Raw genomic sequence first — 19170 nt, forward strand, 5'->3', positions numbered from 1 at the left:
CTCATCTCCTTTCAAACAATTTTTCTATATCACTTAGTTTCATTTCTATATACGTTGGTCTTCCGTGATTGCATTGCCCAGCATACGGTGTTTCCTCCATTTGTCTCATCAACTCATTCATCTCCTCCAACTTCATTTCCCTTCCAGCTCTAATTGACCCATGGCACGCAATGGTAGCTAGTATCTTGTTCACTTTTTCTTCTATAGGTAGCGTATCTCCTATCTCCATTAATCTATCAACTATATTCATCACCATCTCTTTCACATTTATTGTTCCTAAAATTGCAGGTATTTCTTTCACCCTTACTTTATCTTCTGATTCTATTTCAATACCAAAACCCATTTCGAAAAGCTTATCTTTATACATTTCAACCATCTCCATTCCTGCTTGGTTTTTAATCTCAACTATTTCAGGAAGAAGAAGCTTTTGCCTTTTTATGCTTGATTTTTGTTTTAAGCACTCATAGATCAACCTCTCATGAGCTGCGTGCTGGTCTACTATAATTAATTTGCCTTTAGCCTCAGCAACAATGTAAGTATTGTAGACCTGACAGCGTGCATATCCCAGAGGATAATCCTCTATTAAATCAATTTGCTTCCTTTCTAAAACCATCGTTCCCTTTTGGGGTGGAGATTCTCCATATTTAAACGTTTCTGGTAAGCTTTGCCTTCTTTCATCTGGTGCATTGAATTCTTTCATTAGACGATTTTCTAAAAGACTTGGTCTCTTTTCATAAAACTCTTTTTGATCTTTTTTCTCTTGACTATCAACCTGCTCTTGGCTTTTACTATCATTAAAAATTAGCTCCTCTTCAATACCTTGATCACCCGCTGCAAATCTCGTTGATAGTGTTTTTATTATCCCTCTTCTCACTATTTCATATATTAGCCTTTTATTCTGAAATCTTACTTCCGATTTATTTGGATGCACATTTACATCTACTTGGTCATATGGTACTTCTAAATGCAACACTGCAAAAGGATACCTATTGTTTGGAATAAAATCGTGATACGCATATCTAATTGCACCAACAAGTAGATTGTCTTTTATTGGCCTTCCATTAACAAACGTATAAATCTGAGTTGAGTTGCCACGATTGACATTAGGTTTACAGATGTGTCCCTTAAGTTTGATGCCTTCTTCTTCCTCTTTAACTTCCAGTGAATTGCTTTGAAATTCTTCTTCTATTTCACATAATCTGTTGAACAGCGAAGTTTGCTTAACATATTTTAAGAGCTTTTTATTACCAGAAGTGAGAGTAAACCCAATACTATAATTAATCATCGCTAAGTTATTCACAATATCAACAATACTTTGTGTTTCTGCCCTTTCGGTTTTTAGAAACTTTAGTCTATTTGGTGTAGCAAAAAATAAGTCACGAACTTCAATATATGTACCTTGCAACAAAGAACAAGGGGTAATCTCTCTTATTTTTTCTCCTCCCTCATACCTTATAGACCATGATTCCTTTGCTCCACTTGCCTTAGACGATAATTTCATTCTGCTTACTGCTGCAATTGAAGGTAAAGCTTCTCCCCTAAACCCAAGGTGCTTGATTTCTATTAACTCACTATCGCTTAATTTTGAAGTGGCATGCCTCATAAATGCTAGTTCTAAGTCGTCCTTTTCTATTCCATTTCCATCATCTGTCACAGTTATAAGGTTACGTCCACCACTTTCTATTTTGATCTCTATCTCTGAACTTCCAGCATCTATTGCATTTTCTACTAATTCCTTTACTACACTCGCTGGCCTTTCTATTACCTCTCCCGCTGCTATACGATTTATAGTTTTTGTGTCTAAAAGAATTATTGCCATATTTTCAACTCTCAGTCTGATCAGTTTAATATCAATTAAAATCAGATTGTCTATTAAATTCTATTCTAAGCCCTTTCATGAAGATCATTAGAATTATGTATAATTATTAATGCTTTTTAAGTGGATTTCCTATTGTTCTTTCTAAGTTCCTTGGTGCACGTAACGATTATTCTTTAAAAAGAATATTGGCTACTGAGAAGAATGAAGACATCTTCATCAGAAAAAAAAGGGGCAAAAACAGAGAAAATTGACGTAGCTACTTAAGGCAGGTGTCTCTATTGCAGCTGAGACAACTGATCTACTCATGATCAAATGAAAAAGTTATAAGCATACAGATTGGATTACAGTATCTTTTTTAAGAAGAAGATTTATCTTGCTTAAAAACTTGTAGATACTATATTTTACATAAATTCTTCATGCGAGGCCTTTATGTTTACTAATAGAATATCTAATAATCTGGATCAGCTGCAATTTTTTGTAGAGTTTTTAAATGAAAATTATGAAATTCAGAAACATCTTAGTCTTACACCACTACATTTAGCAGCAGGAAATGGTCAGTTGGATTTAGTCAACACTTTATTAGGAGAAGGTTTAGATATTAATTCAGAGATTAAGTACGATGGCTTTACGCCACTGTATTTTTCAATTGCAAAAAATCGCTTAGAGATGGTTAACTTTCTTATTGCTCATGGAGCAGATGTAAACCATAAGACCATTCTAGGCTTTACACCTTTAAGTTTTGCATCCCAGCAAGGATATTTAGATATAGTCAACACCTTGATTGCAAATGGAGCAGATCTTAGTACTAAAACAGATAAACTTAATACACCTTTACACCTAGCAGCAGAGAATGGTCATCTAGATATAGTAAATGTTTTTATTGAAAAGGGATTAGATGTTAATGCTGTAAATAATGATCGAGCAAGACCTTTGCATTCTGCAGTACAAAATGGTAACCTCGAAGTAGTTAAAGCTCTTATTTCACAAGGGTCTAATATTAACGCTGGATCTTCAGGCATAGGTAATCATAAAGTTGATGCAAACATTACACCCTTACATCTGGGAACACAAACTGGTAGGTTAGATATAGTTAAAGTTCTGCTTGAAGCGGGAGCAAACGTTAATGCAAAAACAGATGATAAGATTACACCTCTACATTTAGCGTCTCAAAATGGCTTTTTAGAGTTAGTAGACATTTTACTAAAAGCAAAATCTAATGTTAATGCTAAGGATTATGAGAATCTTACACCTCTACATTTAGCAGCAGAACGTAATCACTTTGGAGTAGTTAAGTCTCTTCTTCTCGTAAGGGGAATTGATGTTAATGCTAAGGACCACGATAATTCCACAGCTTTACATATAGGATCTCAGAATGGTCACTTAGAAGTAGTGAAGCTACTAATAGAGAAAAAAGCCAATGTTAATGCTAAAAAAAACGAAGGTTTTACACCTTTGCATCTAGCAATTCAGCAAAGTCATTTCGAGGTGAGTGATTTTTTAATTAAAAATGGAGCAAACATTAACACCGTGGATGATCAGAATTGGACTCCTTTACATAATGCAGCATATAATGGTTTTTCTTTAAAAATAGTAGAGAGCTTAATTGCAAAAGGAGCAAATATAAATGCAAAGATGGATGATGGTAGAAGAGCTCTACATTTGGCAGCAGAACATAATCGCTTGGAAATAATGAATTTCTTGATTGAAAATGGAGCAGATATTAATGCTCTAGATAACAGAAGTTGGACTCCTCTACATTGTGCAGCATATGATGGTAATTTAGAAGTTGCTAAATCTTTGCTTGATAAAGGAGCAGACATTAATGCTAAAACAGTTAAAAGTACTACACCTCTACACTTTGCAGTAGACCATGATCATTTAGAGGTGGTTGAATTGCTCTTAGAAAAGGAAGCAGATATTAATGCTTTAGATCACACAAATTGGACTCCTTTACATTTTGCAGCAGAAAAAGGTTATGATCAGATAGCAACCGTTCTATTGAAACATGGTGCTGATGTAAATGTAAAAGAAAATCAAAATAAAGGCACAGCCCTACATCTTGCAGCTCAATATGGTCATCCTAAGGTAGTTAAAACTCTTATTATAAATGGAGCGGATGTTAATGCAAAAATGGATAAAAATGCTACGCCTTTACACTTAGGGGCACAAATTGGTAATTTAGATATAGTTAGGTCTCTACTTATGAGCGGAGCATACTTTAATGCTAGAGCTGAAGGAGGTAGATATGTTTTACCATTACACTTTGCGGAAAGAAGAGGAAACCCAGAAGTAATAAAATTACTAAAATTGGTTGAGAAGTTATTTAAGGCTATAGAAGATAATAATTATTTAGGAATTGAGAGTTCCATTAGAGATGGAGCAATCATTGATTCGAAGAACGTGGATGGAAGAACGCCATTACATTATGCTGTTAATAATGGGCACATAAAAGTTGTAAATATCTTGCTAGCAAATGGAGCTGATGCTACTAAAGTTACTAACAAGGGTAATACACCATTACACACTGCTGCTTCCAAAGGTCATAAAGAAATTATTGAAGCTTTGTTACAACGTGTAAGCCACAATAAATTGAGTGATTTTATTAATGCTAAAACAATAGTTAAAGGCACTACATCGTTGCATGTTGCTACTGAAAATAGCTTTTTCGAAGCTGTAAAATCTTTGTTGAAACATGGTGCAATTTATAACATCAAGAATAAAGAAGGTAAAACACCACTTGATCTTTCTCGAGACCAGAATATTACTAACCTATTGAAATTAGTAGAAGAGCTATTTGAAAATGCAAAAAATGGTAATGTTGAAATTATCAGTAAGCTGAGAGCAATAAAACCCGATGAGCGCGTAGCTGTAACAAATGCTCGTGATGATCAAGGCAAGTCATTAGTCCAGGTTGCAGTAATCAATAAACACTCAAACCTTGCAAGTAGATTATTAGAAATATTAAAAAGTCCAGATCAGAGTTTACAAGATGTCAGCGTAGAAAATCGAGTAAAGAGTTTAAAGTTATAGCTCTCTTAAATGAAACTCTAATGAGGGTGCCAAGATCTAGAAAATATACAAAAATTTTGTTACAAAATAGTGAAATTTAGGAGGATTTTAAAAATATGCTAAATAATAATATTAACAAAGAATTAGAAAAAGCAGTCTATGAACGAAACTTAGAAAAAGTTAAAGCTCTTTTGTCTGCAGGTGCTAATGCTAACCTTAGAGTAGAAAGGAATAGAGATACGTTACTTCATACTACTAGTAGTGTAGAAATTACTAAAGAGCTTTTGTTAGGTGGTGCCGAAGTCAATTCAAGAAACATGTATAGTGAAACTCCACTACATTCTGCTATAACCTTACTATTACCCACAAATATAAATGTTTGTTGCATAGCTCTTAATGGCATAACTTTTGCTTGAAATAACTGTTTATATGGTGCAATTTACAGCTTTTAGTTGCTAAAATTATAACTCTTAGTTTAATAATTTTAATCTAATAAGCTTTCAGGTTAATAAAATTAAATTATTTGAGTAAATACAATATTATGTTTTTATTTGTGGGTAATAGTAAGCTTCAAAACCTTACTATTACCCACAAGTATAAAATTCATGAGCAAGTTTCCATCCTTCTGCTAAATCAAAGAGACGTTTCCATCCCTTCCACAAAGCTATAGGGCCTGGTTCTAAGTCATTTTTGCGAGCTAAAAACCCTCCTAACTTGGCCACCCACCTCACAATTTCTCTTATAGGTGGTGGTGTCTCAGGATAGTTTTTTGTCTTAAGCATTTTGGTATATAAAACCTTCCATTCGTCGTCAGTCAGTATGAAAGTGCAAGAAAGATTTGGATTTGTTCTAGCTACTAGTGTGATAAAAAATATTCTCCATGCAATTATACTCATTATTGTAAGAAAGCGGATTAATCTATCTGCTGCTTGGAGCCTACATTCTTCAACTTTAAGACCAGATTTCAAAATTTTATGAAAAACCTCTATTCTCCATCTTAAGCAATACCATTGTATTTTTTCTACTGCTTCTTCAAAATTATTAATATTTATATTTGTCAACAAAATCCAGTTCACAGGCTCTTCGCCAAATGGGGGGTATTTTTCTATAGCATAGACAGCATTTAAACTTAAATTAGGAAGTTTTTGGGTTTTACGTCTAGCGTTATTTTTTGATGCATTCATCACAAAGTTGCTAAACTTTACTTCTAAAACTGTTGTTCTTTGAGGTTTATCATTGCGAGCAGGAATATTCACTTGTATTTCTCCTTGACAAGACATGCGATTCATCAGATCCCACAACCTTTCACCACCTTTTTCAGAATAAGTCGACTTCTTATTTATTGTTCTGTTTTGATTTCCTCTTACTACAAAAAGAGATTGATTAGTGGAAGCAACTTCAAATAAATCATACATATCTGCTTCTCTGTCACAGACGGTAACTACCTTGATATCCTTTAATCCAGGATGATTAGTAGAATATTTAAGTGATTCTATCCACCGTATGCTTTCTTTCTCTTCTATGGGAACAGCAGTATTATGGCTTCTTCTTTTCAACTCTTTTAGGTCTTCAGCTAAGGAGGGTCTAGTACTAATTTTTTGATCCAATAATCCTATAGGCAGTCCTTCTGTTGTAACTGCAAACGTTGTATGCATCACTAATCCATGTGTTTTAAAATTAGTTGTTTTAGATGTTAATCTTGCTGCTATAATCCCTAATCCTTCGGTCTTTTTATGATTTTTATATGAGATATAACTCGTGTCTTGGATAGCTAAGATAGTTGAGTATTCTTTAGCTCTTTCAACAGTTTTAATTATATGACTTTCTAATATCTTTCTCTCAGAAATGGCATCGTTTTGGAAAAATCTATAAGCTGCTTTACTTTGATGCCAATCTTCACAAGCTTGATTTATTGAACGCTCAGGCGATTCAGCAAAACTATTAACTATTTTTAGAAGCCTTTTACTTAATCTTATATCACCAAAATTAACAATTCCAAATTCACTTTCTGCCCATTCGCCAGTTGAAGTATTTATAGTTCTTTTCATCATATATTCCATTTTTAGACCATAGATCCATTTATAATAGAAAGTTGAATTAGTAAAATATCAGCTTTTTTACTATTTATATACTTATGGGTAATAGTAAGTGCTATAACACTGGGGAAGGAATTAGAATTAGTTAGAGAACTTCTGAAACATGGTGCTGATGTAAATGCAACAAACCGTAAAGGCAATACTGCACTGAACCATGCTGTAAAAAAAAGTGGTAAAAATCTGGAAGTAGTTAAAGAACTATTAGAATATGGAGCTGATATTAATATAAGAAATCGTGAACGACGGCTTTATGATAATTGTTCCACATCTTTAGATAACGCTGTAAGTGATCTAGCATGCGCTAAATTGTTGATTAAATTTACTTTAGTAAGGAACTTCAATAAGGATTACGGAAAAATTATTGACTTATCTCCTTATAAAGGATGCAGTAATTACAGTAAATTATCAAGTTATCTAGATGACTGTGTTTGTGAAATTCTTCAAATGAAAACAGATGAAATAAAAGATAGCCTTCCACTATATGAATTTGTTACAAATAACTTCAACATACATGTACTATATAATAATCAATTATCTGTAAGACTAGCAAAAATTGATTATTCCATACGCTATCCTATATATAATGATATCATATTAGATAAGGTAAAACCTTTTTTAGAAAGAGCAGATTTGTTAAATAAGTTAAGTAAGATACAATTTTATACTAAATTAGATGTGGCAGATCAAGATGCCAAAGAAAAGAAAATTATTCTGGATCATGATTCTACATATAATATAACTGAATATCTATCTAATGATAACTTGTTAAACTTTATAGTAGCGTTTGATGATTCCAATAAACGTACTTTTCAATCTTTAAGTTCCTTAAATAATCTCGTAGAGCCTGGTACAAGACTTTATGAAACTTCTATAAGTAATGATACCAAACGTGCAAGATTAGAATAAATACATTTTTTATCAGTACTAGAGTTTTTTATGAACAACAATTAGTCGTATGGTTCCAGAGAGGTGATACATAAGAGATTGCTATAATGCCAAAACACTAAACTTAGTGCTTTTTTATGTAAGTTGATCATCATTTCTCTTTGTTGTTTTCAAACGGGTTATTATTAGTAGGTGTTACTAAAAATTTAAACAACCAACACATTTCCCACACCCAAAATCAAATGTTGTGAAGGCTTTTCGTCCTGAAATTGCAGGATTAGTAGATATTCTCTCAAAAATATTTTATTAACAAAAGATGCTATTTTAATTTTTGCCATATTAAGTAAACTTTGCTATTCTAATACTGGTGTAAATATATCTCAGAGAGGAGCATCCACAACAGGCTGTTTTACTACTTCTGTTTTTAGCGTATCTGTAAGTCCTAAAGTTTTAACAAATGCATCATCAACACCTTTTTTGGTATAGATACCTTTATCATCAGCACCTTTTGCTAATTGTGGTATTAAAGCATCCACAACAGCTTTTTCTGCAACTTTTGTTCCAAGATCTGCAGTTTTAAGAAACGTGTCATCAACACCTTTTTTAGTATAGATACCATTATCATCATCACCTTTTGCTAATTCTGGTATTAAAGCATCCACAACAGCTTTTTTTGCAACTTTTGTTGCAAGATCTGCAGTTTTAACAAACGCAGTATCTGCATCATTTTTAGTGTATACTTTATCGGTAAAATCAGTAGAAGCAATTATAGCATCCACGACATCTTTCGCTGCAGCTTTTGTTTTAAGCTCTGTAGCTTTGACAAAAGCAGTGTCTGCATCAGTTTTAGTGTAAACATCTGTAGTATTAGCTTTGTTGGCTAGATCAGCTGCACCAGCTTTCTCTCCTAGCTCAGCATCGACGTAATTCTTGTCAGCTTTTTTTGCCAACTCATCATTTACATTTCTTTTAGTGTAAACATCTGCAGTATTAGCTTTCTTTCTCAACTCATCATCCACACCTTTTTTAGTATATATACCTTTATCATTAGCACCTTTATTGAGTTCCACTATCAATTTTCCTAAAAAATTTTTGTTAGTTGCAAGGTTTTCTATTGTATCTATTGTACTCAATTTTTCACTCAACGCCATATCACCCTCCATTAATTACAAAAACCATAGCATGCATGAAAATAGTATAATTTTTGTTAATGCTAGATTTTACATAAGATTTCCTTGAAACTTGTTGTTTCAGAATTCTTCTCTTGTCATTCAAGTGTGTAGCAGATGATGTCATTCCAGTCTGGAATCCAGCCTTTATTATGCAGCCACTTATTTAAAGTTAAGTTTTCTGGATCCCAGTGGGCTTTGTTGCATCGCTAGCTATGATGGATTAAAGATAAAAAAGATAGGGAATATCAGTAGCTTATTATTCTGGTATTTATAACAAGAACGGTCAATGAATACCTAAATTTGAGTAAAAGAAATTTCACTACCATTTACCAATCCGGCTAAAATTCAAGAATTTCAATGCTTTAGCTATTTTCAATAGAATTAAATTTATTAATATAAATAATAAATTACTATTCTTAAATTTGATCAGATTGATTGCAAAAAAACAAGATTTTCAATAGGTTGCTTATAATCCTAATTATAGTTAGCCTTTCATAAGTAGCGATGCAACAAAGCCATCCCAGTGTCTGGGCACTGGGATGACACCGAAGGGGCTACTCGGATGACAAACCCTGTCATTCCAGGGCGTGACGCTGGTTTCCATCCAAGACGGCAGTGCTTGACACTGGAATGACAAGAAGAGGGCACTGCCCTCCTTGTATGTATTAGATATAGGCCGAGTTGTGGTCGTGATAAATGTGATCGCTTGCGCAATCGAACATTTTCACAAAACCATTCTCTAGATAAAGATTATATTCGTGATGTTGATCTGATAATACAATATTATCTTGCTCCCCTGAATTGAAATGACTTGAATCTGACAGCAATTCGTAATTTGGATTATCTATTTTACTAATGCTGTTTATTACTTTGCCATTACCACTTGATATAGCTAAACTATAACTATCACCATCCTTCATTATCTTGATGGACACCTTATCTTCAGGTAACACTATAAGCTTCTTTGTGCCACTATCGTGGATTACGAATTTGCCTTTTTCAAAATAGTATTTGTCTTCCGGCAAAGCACCAACCTTATAATCTGATGTGTGCAGTTTGTTCCAAAAATCTAACACAGATTGCTTTTCTGCTCCTTCCGCTCTATCATACAAGGCTTTCACATCATTATAATTTATCGTTACATTTGCCTTATGCTTCCCTTCTGAGTCCTGCTCGTAGCTCTTTTCTATTTTGAGAATTGTGTCTTTTAATACTACCTGTTCTTGCTCTTTCTCCTCCACTGAAGCTGACCTTTTTGCCCTTGTTGGAATTTGTGGCTGATCAGACTGCATTTCACTATTGTCGTTTGATGCAGTTTTCTCTTCAGCAGCTTGTGCAACAACATTAGTAGTATAGCATTTCTCATAATAGTCCGAACAGGTCATAGGAAGGCAGAATCAACAGCACGACGAAAGGATTCGAATAGAGGAATGTTTTTCCTGGCTCTGTTTTTTATAGCAAACCAATGATGCTCAATTTTGTTGAAATCTGGAGAATAAGGCGGCAGATACAAAATTTCTGCACCAACCCCTTTAGCAAGCTCGATAATCTTATCAGACTTATGAAAAGTAGCATTGTCAAGAATGACAGTCTGTCCAGGTTCCAAGATCGGTGTCAAAAATTGCTCAAACCATCCATTAAAAACATCCATATTACAGTGGCCTTCAAAGGTTAACGGAACAACTATCTTTCTTCCACTTAAGGCTGCAACCATACTGATTCGTTGAGTTTTCTTTCCAGATTTTAAGGCATAAAACCGCTGTCCTTTCTGGCAATATCCGTAGGGGTAGTCTTCGGTGTTATCAATGCCAGACTCATCTATATACACTAAGTTTTTAGGTTCTTTTGTCGCTATAATTTTCAAAAATTCAGCACGTTTTTCTTCGTTTCTTTCCTTGTATCCATATGTCTTTTTTTGCACGTAAATCCAATTTTTTTAAGGGCTCGATAGATCGTTTGGATACTAACGTTGTTCCAAAGTTTAGCCATTTCCGATAGAGTCTTTCCTCCGTGTTCTCTGGCAAATTTGGCAAAGGTATCCCAGTCGGTAATTTTGTGATTGTAACCCCCATTTCCAAGTTTTTTTGATTGAAAGTCTCCTGTTTCTTTTCTTCTTTGCTGCCACTCCCATAAAGTAGTTCGTCCAATCTTAAATCTTGCTGCCACTGTTTCTCTGCTTTCTCCTTCGTCTAGCGCTTCCATTGCTTTTTTTCTTAAATCATAACTATATGCTGCTGGCATTCAACCTCCTTATCATCATCTACCCTTATCCTATCACATCCGGACTTTTATGGAAAGAGCTATACTATGAACTTCTGTCTTAGTTTCACTTACTTGCCCTTTTGGACTTTCGGTTTGTTTCTCTTTTGTAAATATTCTCTGATAGTCCGTGTAGCCTCTATTAGTATCACCGATATCGCCACTGCCTTGATCAAAAGTTATTTTTTTACTTCCATTTCCCATATCTTCAATTTCAACTTGAGGAGAAACAGATGCTAGGAAATCGTTATAACTGTAGTTGTAGTCAGCAGAAAAGAATATTTTCCCTTTGAAATTGTGAAAGTTATTAGACAACATTCCAATTTCTTCATCACCATCAAACAATTTTACTTTAGTGAAATATGTTTGATCTTTTATTCTAACTATTTCACCGCTGGAGTTTCTTTGTATGTGATAATCATTTGGGTCGTACTTTATAGCAAAAAGTTTGCCAGAGCCATATTTCTCTAAGTTTATAAGGCCCACATTTACATGTTTATGGGAATAATCTCTCTTTTCATATTCATGTGCAAATATTGGATCTATGTATCTATATTCATCTGATATATTTGGCATACCTATTGGATGTTCATTTCCATCTTTCGTCACCGGAACAAGCTTATATGTTCCGTCTTTTTCCACTAATTTTAGATGAGTAATACTTTGTGGTAGTTGAAACCTTACATTTGCTCCATGGTCATGAATAAATAGATCACCTTTTTCGGTAATATAAAAGCCCATATTTTTGAATGTATGTAAATTTTCGCCTCCTTGTTTTACAACCGCTTCGTGTACATCGTCGTCTGTCCTATCTGTTCCCTTATTATCCAGTAGTTTTCCTTTTTCTACGATTACTCCATTTGCCTTTTGCTCATCAGAATATTGGGCATGCTCTGAATCCTGATGATTCAAAATTTTGGTACCTCTAAGGAGCAGAGAATCTAAATCTTTTTGGATGTGTCCAGTGCTAGGATGCAACAATTCATTTTCATGTAAATGCGCCTCATCAAAGTATTCATCACGTTCAACTGTTCTGCCATCTATTAGGGAAGCTTTATAATGACCGTTTTCTTTTGTAACTGCCATGTAAGCACCACCTTCGTATGAAACATTTAAGTTGTGTAATATATCCTCAAAAACGAAAGTTTCTTTAGTTTGGCCTTCAACTTGCTTAAAAAATCCTGATTCGCTCAATAATTCTCCAAGCTTTGTATTTCCGTCATATATAGACAGTGCACCCATATCTCCTTGACCATGAGCTTGCATAGAAAAAATCTTACCTTCTTGTAGATCAATATGAGTACCTCTGATTAAGTTTGGATCGATATTGACCAGCCCATCTAATATTTTTGCTGCTTGGGAATTATTTTCAATCTTATCAACAGCTTTGTTTTTTAGTTGATCAAACTTTAAAAATGCTGGTCTGTATTTTGTATTTTCCTCATTACGTAACTCTTCAATAGTAATCTCTCCTTTATGATATTTTTGATACATTTCACCACGTTCTTTATTCAAATTATCAAATTCATCTACCTGATTCTTAATTTCTGTATCATATTTTGATAATATCCTTAAAGCCTGATTTTTATACTCTTGACTGTTTCGATATTCATTACCTTGTTGGTCAGAGTAAGTTAGTTTATCCTGTCCATCGGAAGTTTTTACTACCTTGAGGAAATGATATTCCTTTGATATATCAAGTGTATCATTTGTTGCCCTATTTATAGCACGAGCAACATCATAAAATGCAACGTGTTCTACAGGAGAAAAACTTCCAACGTTTTCTCCATCCATTTTTTCTATATTTGCTTTATAGTAGGATACGTTTTTAATTTCTCCACCCACTATTTCTTGACCAATTGCTATGAAATCTCCTTTTGTAACTTGCAAAGCGTTGAGATGTTCCATTGCAGTTTCTGTATCATTCTCAGCAAGCCAACTTTTGAAGTCAGTATCGTGTCCTTTTATGTCTTTCAAGAAACTTTTTGACTCATCTGAGTTACCTTGACGTAAAGCATCTAGGTAGTCTCTTAATAAACTAGGATCTTTTTCCTGTAAGTACATTATCAACGCATGACCTGTTTTATAAACCAAGCTATTTGCTTCGCTGTCCTTTGAGTATTCTAAACTTAAAATTTTATCTAAATCCAAATTTGCAGCTTCAGTTTTGTCGATACTTGATCCTTGAGAATTGAATTTATGATCTGAATGATGCTCAAAGTAGTCTGCAATTCCTTCCATTAATACTGTAGTAAAGATTTGCCTCCTGTAGCCAAGTAAGTTAAACCATGTGCAAATTCATGCTGAAGGTTATGAATGCCACCTTGCTGGTAGACGTACATTTCAGCAAAAACGTCAGCTTTCCCTTTGTAGTAACATTTACCACCTTCGTCTCCAAGGTAAGAACCGAAACGCTCGCTTCCGCCAAGGTGAGTGTAATCATCCTTGTCATCAAACATGTAAATTTTAAATGTTTGTTCTGAACTGCCGCGTTCTAACTCGAATGCGTTTTTAAAATTAGTAGCTGTTTCTCTTATCTCACTTTCAATGTTAGCAACTTTACTTGCTCTTAAATTGTGAGAATAAACCTCTACTTTAATATTTAAATCTTCAACTTCTATAACATGTGGCGAATTAAACCCTTTGCCGTTATTGTTGAAATATTCTGCTTTAATTATATTTTTATTTACTTGTTGACTAATTGTCATAATTTTAACCTCTAATTTGCTGATCTTTCAATATCAAGCATAAAGTAATTTCCCTAAAAAAAACGTAAATCCCTGTATTAATATGATTTATATCTTAATAAATAAAGTATAGATAGTTAACTTAATATGTAAAATTTAGAATATGGCTGAAATTCTATACAGCTATATTCCGGAATCACATTGGACAAGGACAAAAGCAAAGTGGTTTATTGACTTTCATTCCACCAAAGCACTATACTAAAACCACGATGGGTAATTAGCTCAGTTGGTAGAGCACTTGCTTGACGTGCAAGCGGTCGCTGGTTCGAACCCAGTGTTACCCACGTTTTTGTTTATGAAAAGATTTTATATGACAGCAGTGCATAACGGTAAACACTCAGCAGCGCAGTCCAAGCGCTTAATCTATTCCATAATAATAGTTGCGATAACAATGTTTATGGAAATAGTAGGTGGAATAATTTCACATTCGCTTGCTCTATTATCAGATGCAGGGCATATGCTCACTGACCTCTTTGCCTTGGTTTTAAGCTGGTTAGCACATAGGTTTTCAGCTAAGAAATCCGATTTGCAGAGATCATACGGATATCATCGGTTGCAGATAATTGCAGCATTTGTTAATGGTTTAACTCTATTCCTCATTGCAGTAATCATTATAATTGAGTCAATAAAGAGGTTTATTTTTCCAGTCAATGTTGAGTGGAAAGTAATGTTAATAATTGCTACACTCGGTCTTGTCTCTAACATAATAGTCTTTTTTATATTACATAGTAAATGCGAGAGCAATATAAACATAAAAAGTGCTGTACTACACGTTATAGGAGATATTTTAGGTTCTGTAGCTGCTATACTTGCATCTATAATTATCATGCTTACTGGATGGCAAATAGTAGATCCAATCTTATCAGTATTTGTTAGTGTGATAATTCTAAATAGCGGCTATAAAATTCTCAAAAATTCTTGCCATATACTCCTTGAAGGTACGCCTGAGGGTATATCTGCTGAAGAGATAAAAAGTAAGATCACATCAGAATTACCTGAAGTGATAGATGTGCACCACATACATACATGGTCGCTGTCTGATAATTATTTTATAATTACCATGCATGCTAAAATAAAGCAAAATGTGCAGCACACCAATGTTTTATATGAAATAAAAAAAATATTGCTAGATAAGTTCGAGATAGCACACTCTACAGTCGAGATCGAATACGATGAGTGTGCGGATAATAAGATACTTAAACATTGACGTTTTAAATTATTATGCTATTACTAGAGTGTAATGATGTTGAAGGTAAGCTATGATAGGTATTTCTCAAATACAATTTCCCTCAAAGGATTCTAGTAAGCTAAAATTTGTTAGCTACTTTGGAGCTTTTGTCTCGTTAAGCATTATCACTAATCCTGTTAATGTTCTTTTTTCTCTTGGTACTATGTTCTTCAGGTCTGAAATTAAAACTCTTTATATCTACAAAGAAATAAAAACGGCAAAACAGCAAAAAATGAGCAAAAGGGAATATTGGGAAATATTTTTTAAAAACAATACAATCAAGGTAGCAGCCTTCCTCTTGTTTTCTGCTTTCATAACATATCTAACTTTCACTACCACTTTCTTGCTTATTTCGTTACTGGGAACTATACCACTTACAATGCTATTAATTTTATTGCAGAGTGAACTAAGGCCAAAAGATTTTAACCCATTTACGCTGCTTAAAGCTTCTATAAATTTCTTTTTGGAAGGTATAAAAGAGAATTTACGTGGTATGGTTAATAGTTTTGATGTTAAGCTTGAACATTTACTGCCCCATCAATTAAATGATGATATCATTAAAAATATTGATAAATTAAAAGGTAAGTATAGTGAACAAGTACCTGAAGACGTAATCAAAAATGATGAATATATTCAATTCATTGGATATATAAACAATTCATATGAGTTTAGTGATGAGGATAAAGGAAGAGTAATTGCATTTTTAGATGACTTTTGCAAAGATGATCAAAAGCATAGCTCCGGCTTTACAGGTGGGCAGGTTCTGCTTTTAGTTTTAAGGGCTTGCAATGATGGAGACGGAGAAGCCGTTAAGAGTAAAAAGGATGCATTGATTTCTAATTTAATTGATAGCCAAACTTTCTCTAGAAAAGAGCGAATTCCTAACACTTGCTTCACCGGTATTATCTATAGAATGTTAAGCACGCTAGAGGGTATTCATCCTGATCCAGAAATTAGATTTACTCCCCCAAGGGAAATGTTGCTCTCAGAAGCACAAAATAAAGCACGTGAGTTTATGTTAGACAGGTTAAAAAACAAGAAAAACAATAAAGAAATTCTTAAGGCTTGGTATGACGTTCAAAATGGTTATGAAGACGATGAAAGTCAAAAAATAGTTGATGATTTTATTTCAGAAGTAAGTATTCCTTTAATGAGAAAATTATTGAGTATTACTTCTCAATATAGTGAACAAATTGTGCTGACGTTAATGAAAAATATTAGCTCTATAAAGTTAAATAAATTACAATGTTGTGAGCTGGTTCAGCACATGAGAAATAAACTGCAGGAGCATGATTTAGATGACCAAGAAAGTTTACTCGAAAACATCGGAAAAAAAGTATTCTTAGAGCTATTAAATCGAGATCTACTCGAGACAGATTTTTCTCTCAAGGATTCATCTTTGGATGGAGCTAAGAGAATAGCTAATAAGATAATAGAAGAAGTAGCAGAATTTAAATTAAAGGCTGAGAAGACTATTGAAGGTCAGATAATTAGCATGTTAGATGGGTTAAGAATGCTCCCAAGAGAAAAAAGATGTTATAGGGTATATGTAGAACTCAGTAAAAATAACGAAAATGATAAGGAAAAAATAAAGAAAATTTTGCAAGAAAGGTTAAAAGTAACAAAAGCAGCAATGGATGAAATGTTAAAAAAAGGAGCTTCACATAAGCTAGAGTTAGAAATTGAAAGTGTATATGAAGGAAATAAAGATCACGTTACTCAACTTTATGAAAAAATAAGAGAAACAAAAAAGGAATTCATTGAAGATGGTCTTTTAACACCTCAAGAAGTAGAGAATATAACAAAAGCAAAAATCATAGACTTAAACAAAGAGGACAAAATCATACCGTCAAGCAATTTGTCTCGTAGTTTAAGTGTCAATAATTTGGCAGTACATTATCTATAAAATTTATACTCTTTACCTTGCAGAAGATTCACAATATTTCTGTGGTGTTTTAGGAAGACCAGTGCTCCTATAATTAGTAATGTTAAGAACAAATTCCTCTGAAAAAAAAAGGACCATGCTACAGCCGTTGAAGTAGCACTGAGTGAAGCAAGGGAAGAGTATCTAAAGGCAAGAAAGACTATTATCCAAATTGTTACGAATACTAAAGTAATATCGATGTTAAATGCTATCAGTATCCCTAGAGTGGTTGCAACGCCCTTTCCTCCACTGAATTTTAGCCAAATAGGAAACATGTGTCCTAAAACTGCTAAAATTGCAGATACATATATATAAAAATCGTTATTATCACAAAATTGTTGTGCTATATAAACGGCAATAAATCCCTTAAAGGAATCCAGAAATAATGCCAAAGCAGCAAGAAATTTATTTCCCGTCCTTGCAACGTTTGTAGCACCAATGTTTCCTGAACCTACTTCTCTTAAGTTTATCCCTTTTATTCTTGTAATGATTAAGCTAAACGGTATTGAACCGAGTATGTAGGACAGTATAAGGACTACATGCTTTTCCATTATACCAAGAACCTAATTAATTTTATTATTCCTCAGCCTTTTTAGGTAGCACTGAACTTCATCGTTAATCTGATTACTAAACAGTATAAGCGCTGTCATGTTGATGAGAGCTAAACAAGAGAATAAAGTTCCACCGATATTGGCAATAGCCATTATATCTTTAGAAAGACCAGAGAAAAACGCCACAATTATTACCGCTATGCGGTATATCACTATACTTTTTGCACCGAATAAATATAGCCACCCCATTTCACAACAATATACAAACGAAATTACTGAAGAAAATGCAAACAAAGGAGCAGCTACTGTTAGAAGGATAGGAAACCATGGAGAAACTGTCTCAAATGCTTTGTGAGTAATTAATATTCCCTCACCAACACCTGTTTGGTATGCACCTGTTATTACTATTGTTATTCCTGTTAAACAGCAAATTAACATTGTGTCAAAGCATGGTTCTATCATAGCGACTAGTCCAGTTCTTACTGGTTCTTCATCTTTAGTTGTTGCATGAGTAATTGAAGCAGAACCAACACCTGCTTCGCTGGCAAAGATTGCCCTTTGAATTCCAGCAACAAATGCTCCTACCATCCCTCCGCCAACAGCATTGAAATCTATCATAGTGGAAAATAATATTTTCAACGTATAACCAAGGTTATGAATATTAAATGCAATAATAATAATACAACTAAAGATATATATAAGTGACATAATAGGCACTAGTGCAGAAGATACTCTAGCTATCCTTTTAATTCCGCCAATAATCACTAGAGCAAGCAGCGCAGAAATTATGGAAGAAAGAAACCAAGAGTGACCATCTACCCAACTTGAATAGCCAGATAATATTGAAACCATTTGGTTGGTTTGAAACGCTACACTTCCACCAAGACCTGATAATACAAAGAATACTGCATACATGGCAGCCAGCACAATACCAAGTTTTTTAAATCCAAATTCCTCCAGACCATTCCTTATATACTGAAAGGGACCACTAAACAATTGGTCCTGATCTTCTGTTCTATGTCTAAACGCCAACGTTACCTCAGCAAATTTTGCTGACATACCAAAAAAACCTGTAATCATCATCCAAGGCACCGCTCCTGGTCCACCCATTGAAACTGCAATTGCGACTCCAGCAACAGTTCCAAGGCCTACTGTGCTTGAAAGTGCAGTCATAAATGCCTGAAAATGCGTAATATGACCATCATGGTGATTCGTGTCATATTTTCCACATAAAATAGCAAACGCATGCTTAAACATTCTTATGTTGAGAAATCCAAAACGTAATGTTAGAAACACATAACCAAAAACTAGTAGAAGGATTATAAATGGCACGTAAAGGATCTTGAAAAACAGTACTTCATTCATGAAGTTATTTATTCCATTCAACACAGCGTCATAACTTTCGTAAAAACCTGAAGCAGCGTACACATCATTAAACAATAGGCAAAATAACACCATACAAAGCAATCTATAAATCATG

The 19170-nt window shown here is 34.0% G+C and carries 13 protein-coding genes, 1 tRNA gene and 2 pseudogenes; 7 read left to right on the plus strand and 9 right to left on the minus strand.

The window, feature by feature from the left end:
- Position 1: 1 nt before the first annotated feature.
- Positions 2-1819, minus strand: a complete 1818-nt coding sequence (mutL, locus tag OM961_RS04835; RefSeq protein ID WP_264339512.1) for a DNA mismatch repair endonuclease MutL — start codon at positions 1817-1819, stop codon at positions 2-4.
- Positions 1820-2248: 429 nt separating this feature from the next.
- On the opposite strand from mutL, the gene OM961_RS04840 reads away from it, so the two are divergent.
- Both OM961_RS04840 and OM961_RS04845 read left to right on the plus strand, forming a co-directional pair.
- Complete coding sequence (locus OM961_RS04840) at positions 2249-4849, plus strand: ankyrin repeat domain-containing protein (RefSeq protein WP_213863490.1); 2601 nt, start codon at positions 2249-2251, stop codon at positions 4847-4849.
- 95 nt (positions 4850-4944) lie between these two features.
- Positions 4945-5244 carry an ankyrin repeat domain-containing protein gene (locus OM961_RS04845; RefSeq protein WP_264339513.1) on the plus strand — a complete coding sequence of 100 codons (300 nt, stop codon included), beginning with the start codon at positions 4945-4947 and terminating at the stop codon, positions 5242-5244.
- A 168-nt stretch (positions 5245-5412) separates the two neighbouring features.
- On the opposite strand, the gene OM961_RS04850 is transcribed toward OM961_RS04845, so the two are convergent.
- The gene (locus tag OM961_RS04850; RefSeq protein ID WP_264339584.1) at positions 5413-6879 is read right to left on the minus strand and encodes an IS4 family transposase; all 1467 of its coding nucleotides are present in this window, start codon (positions 6877-6879) and stop codon (positions 5413-5415) included.
- A gap of 108 nt (positions 6880-6987) precedes the next feature.
- On the opposite strand from OM961_RS04850, the pseudogene OM961_RS04855 reads away from it, so the two are divergent.
- Both OM961_RS04855 and OM961_RS04860 read left to right on the plus strand, forming a co-directional pair.
- Positions 6988-7152 (plus strand): annotated as a pseudogene (locus OM961_RS04855) (ankyrin repeat domain-containing protein); the annotation flags it as partial.
- 78 nt (positions 7153-7230) lie between these two features.
- A complete protein-coding gene (locus OM961_RS04860) occupies positions 7231-7830 on the plus strand; it encodes a hypothetical protein (RefSeq protein ID WP_264339514.1) in 600 nt (199 codons plus the stop codon).
- Between the two features lie 359 nt (positions 7831-8189).
- Here the strand turns inward: OM961_RS04860 and OM961_RS04865 are convergent, their stop codons facing one another.
- From OM961_RS04865 to OM961_RS04885, 5 genes and pseudogenes are all read right to left on the minus strand, one after another.
- Entirely contained in the window at positions 8190-8960 is a 771-nt protein-coding gene (locus tag OM961_RS04865; RefSeq protein WP_264339515.1) for a hypothetical protein, read from the minus strand.
- A gap of 513 nt (positions 8961-9473) precedes the next feature.
- Positions 9474-9629 (minus strand): hypothetical protein, encoded by a 156-nt coding sequence (locus OM961_RS04870; protein WP_153296799.1) that lies wholly within the window; start codon positions 9627-9629, stop codon positions 9474-9476.
- 17 nt (positions 9630-9646) lie between these two features.
- A complete protein-coding gene (locus OM961_RS04875; RefSeq protein ID WP_264339516.1) occupies positions 9647-10366 on the minus strand; it encodes a hypothetical protein in 720 nt (239 codons plus the stop codon).
- Positions 10363-11222 (minus strand): IS630 family transposase gene (locus OM961_RS04880; protein WP_264339517.1). Its coding sequence is split into 2 segments (ribosomal slippage): positions 10363-10901 and positions 10901-11222, totalling 861 coding nucleotides; the frame shifts between segments, so codons are not numbered across the junction. The genes OM961_RS04875 and OM961_RS04880 overlap by 4 nt, the downstream gene beginning before the upstream one ends.
- 63 nt (positions 11223-11285) lie before the next feature.
- A pseudogene (locus OM961_RS04885) lies at positions 11286-13948 on the minus strand (peptidase M2); the annotation flags it as partial.
- 250 nt (positions 13949-14198) lie between these two features.
- On the opposite strand from OM961_RS04885, the gene OM961_RS04895 reads away from it, so the two are divergent.
- The 3 genes from OM961_RS04895 to OM961_RS04905 all read left to right on the plus strand — a co-directional run bounded on the left by OM961_RS04895 (position 14199) and on the right by OM961_RS04905 (position 17121).
- Positions 14199-14271: transfer RNA gene (locus tag OM961_RS04895), tRNA-Val, on the plus strand.
- Positions 14272-14282: 11 nt separating this feature from the next.
- Entirely contained in the window at positions 14283-15194 is a 912-nt protein-coding gene (locus tag OM961_RS04900; protein WP_083250476.1) for a cation diffusion facilitator family transporter, read from the plus strand.
- Positions 15195-15246: 52 nt separating this feature from the next.
- Positions 15247-17121, plus strand: coding sequence for a hypothetical protein (locus OM961_RS04905; protein ID WP_264339520.1), 1875 nt, complete (start codon positions 15247-15249; stop codon positions 17119-17121).
- Here OM961_RS04905 and plsY read toward each other — a convergent pair.
- The gene (gene plsY, locus OM961_RS04910) at positions 17112-17690 is read right to left on the minus strand and encodes a glycerol-3-phosphate 1-O-acyltransferase PlsY (RefSeq protein WP_264339521.1); all 579 of its coding nucleotides are present in this window, start codon (positions 17688-17690) and stop codon (positions 17112-17114) included. The two genes, OM961_RS04905 and plsY, sit on opposite strands and share 10 nt — an antisense overlap.
- 12 nt (positions 17691-17702) lie before the next feature.
- A complete protein-coding gene (locus OM961_RS04915) occupies positions 17703-19169 on the minus strand; it encodes an alanine/glycine:cation symporter family protein (RefSeq protein WP_155969383.1) in 1467 nt (488 codons plus the stop codon).
- Position 19170 lies beyond the last annotated feature (1 nt).

Source organism: Wolbachia endosymbiont (group A) of Cydia splendana (genome assembly GCF_947179475.1).
In the GTDB taxonomy this organism is placed as follows: Bacteria; Pseudomonadota; Alphaproteobacteria; order Rickettsiales; family Anaplasmataceae; genus Wolbachia; species Wolbachia pipientis.

What these genes read in the sequence shown, in the direction of transcription:
- mutL (WP_264339512.1), bottom strand. Translation starts at nt 1,819, where the DNA reads ATGGCAATAATTCTTTTAGACACAAAAACTATAAATCGTATAGCAGCG.
- OM961_RS04840 (WP_213863490.1), top strand. Translation starts at nt 2,249, where the DNA reads ATGTTTACTAATAGAATATCTAATAATCTGGATCAGCTGCAATTTTTT.
- OM961_RS04845 (WP_264339513.1), top strand. Translation starts at nt 4,945, where the DNA reads ATGCTAAATAATAATATTAACAAAGAATTAGAAAAAGCAGTCTATGAA.
- OM961_RS04850 (WP_264339584.1), bottom strand. Translation starts at nt 6,879, where the DNA reads ATGATGAAAAGAACTATAAATACTTCAACTGGCGAATGGGCAGAAAGT.
- OM961_RS04865 (WP_264339515.1), bottom strand. Translation starts at nt 8,960, where the DNA reads ATGGCGTTGAGTGAAAAATTGAGTACAATAGATACAATAGAAAACCTT.
- OM961_RS04875 (WP_264339516.1), bottom strand. Translation starts at nt 10,366, where the DNA reads ATGACCTGTTCGGACTATTATGAGAAATGCTATACTACTAATGTTGTT.
- OM961_RS04900 (WP_083250476.1), top strand. Translation starts at nt 14,283, where the DNA reads ATGAAAAGATTTTATATGACAGCAGTGCATAACGGTAAACACTCAGCA.
- OM961_RS04905 (WP_264339520.1), top strand. Translation starts at nt 15,247, where the DNA reads ATGATAGGTATTTCTCAAATACAATTTCCCTCAAAGGATTCTAGTAAG.
- plsY (WP_264339521.1), bottom strand. Translation starts at nt 17,690, where the DNA reads ATGGAAAAGCATGTAGTCCTTATACTGTCCTACATACTCGGTTCAATA.
- OM961_RS04915 (WP_155969383.1), bottom strand. Translation starts at nt 19,169, where the DNA reads ATGATTTATAGATTGCTTTGTATGGTGTTATTTTGCCTATTGTTTAAT.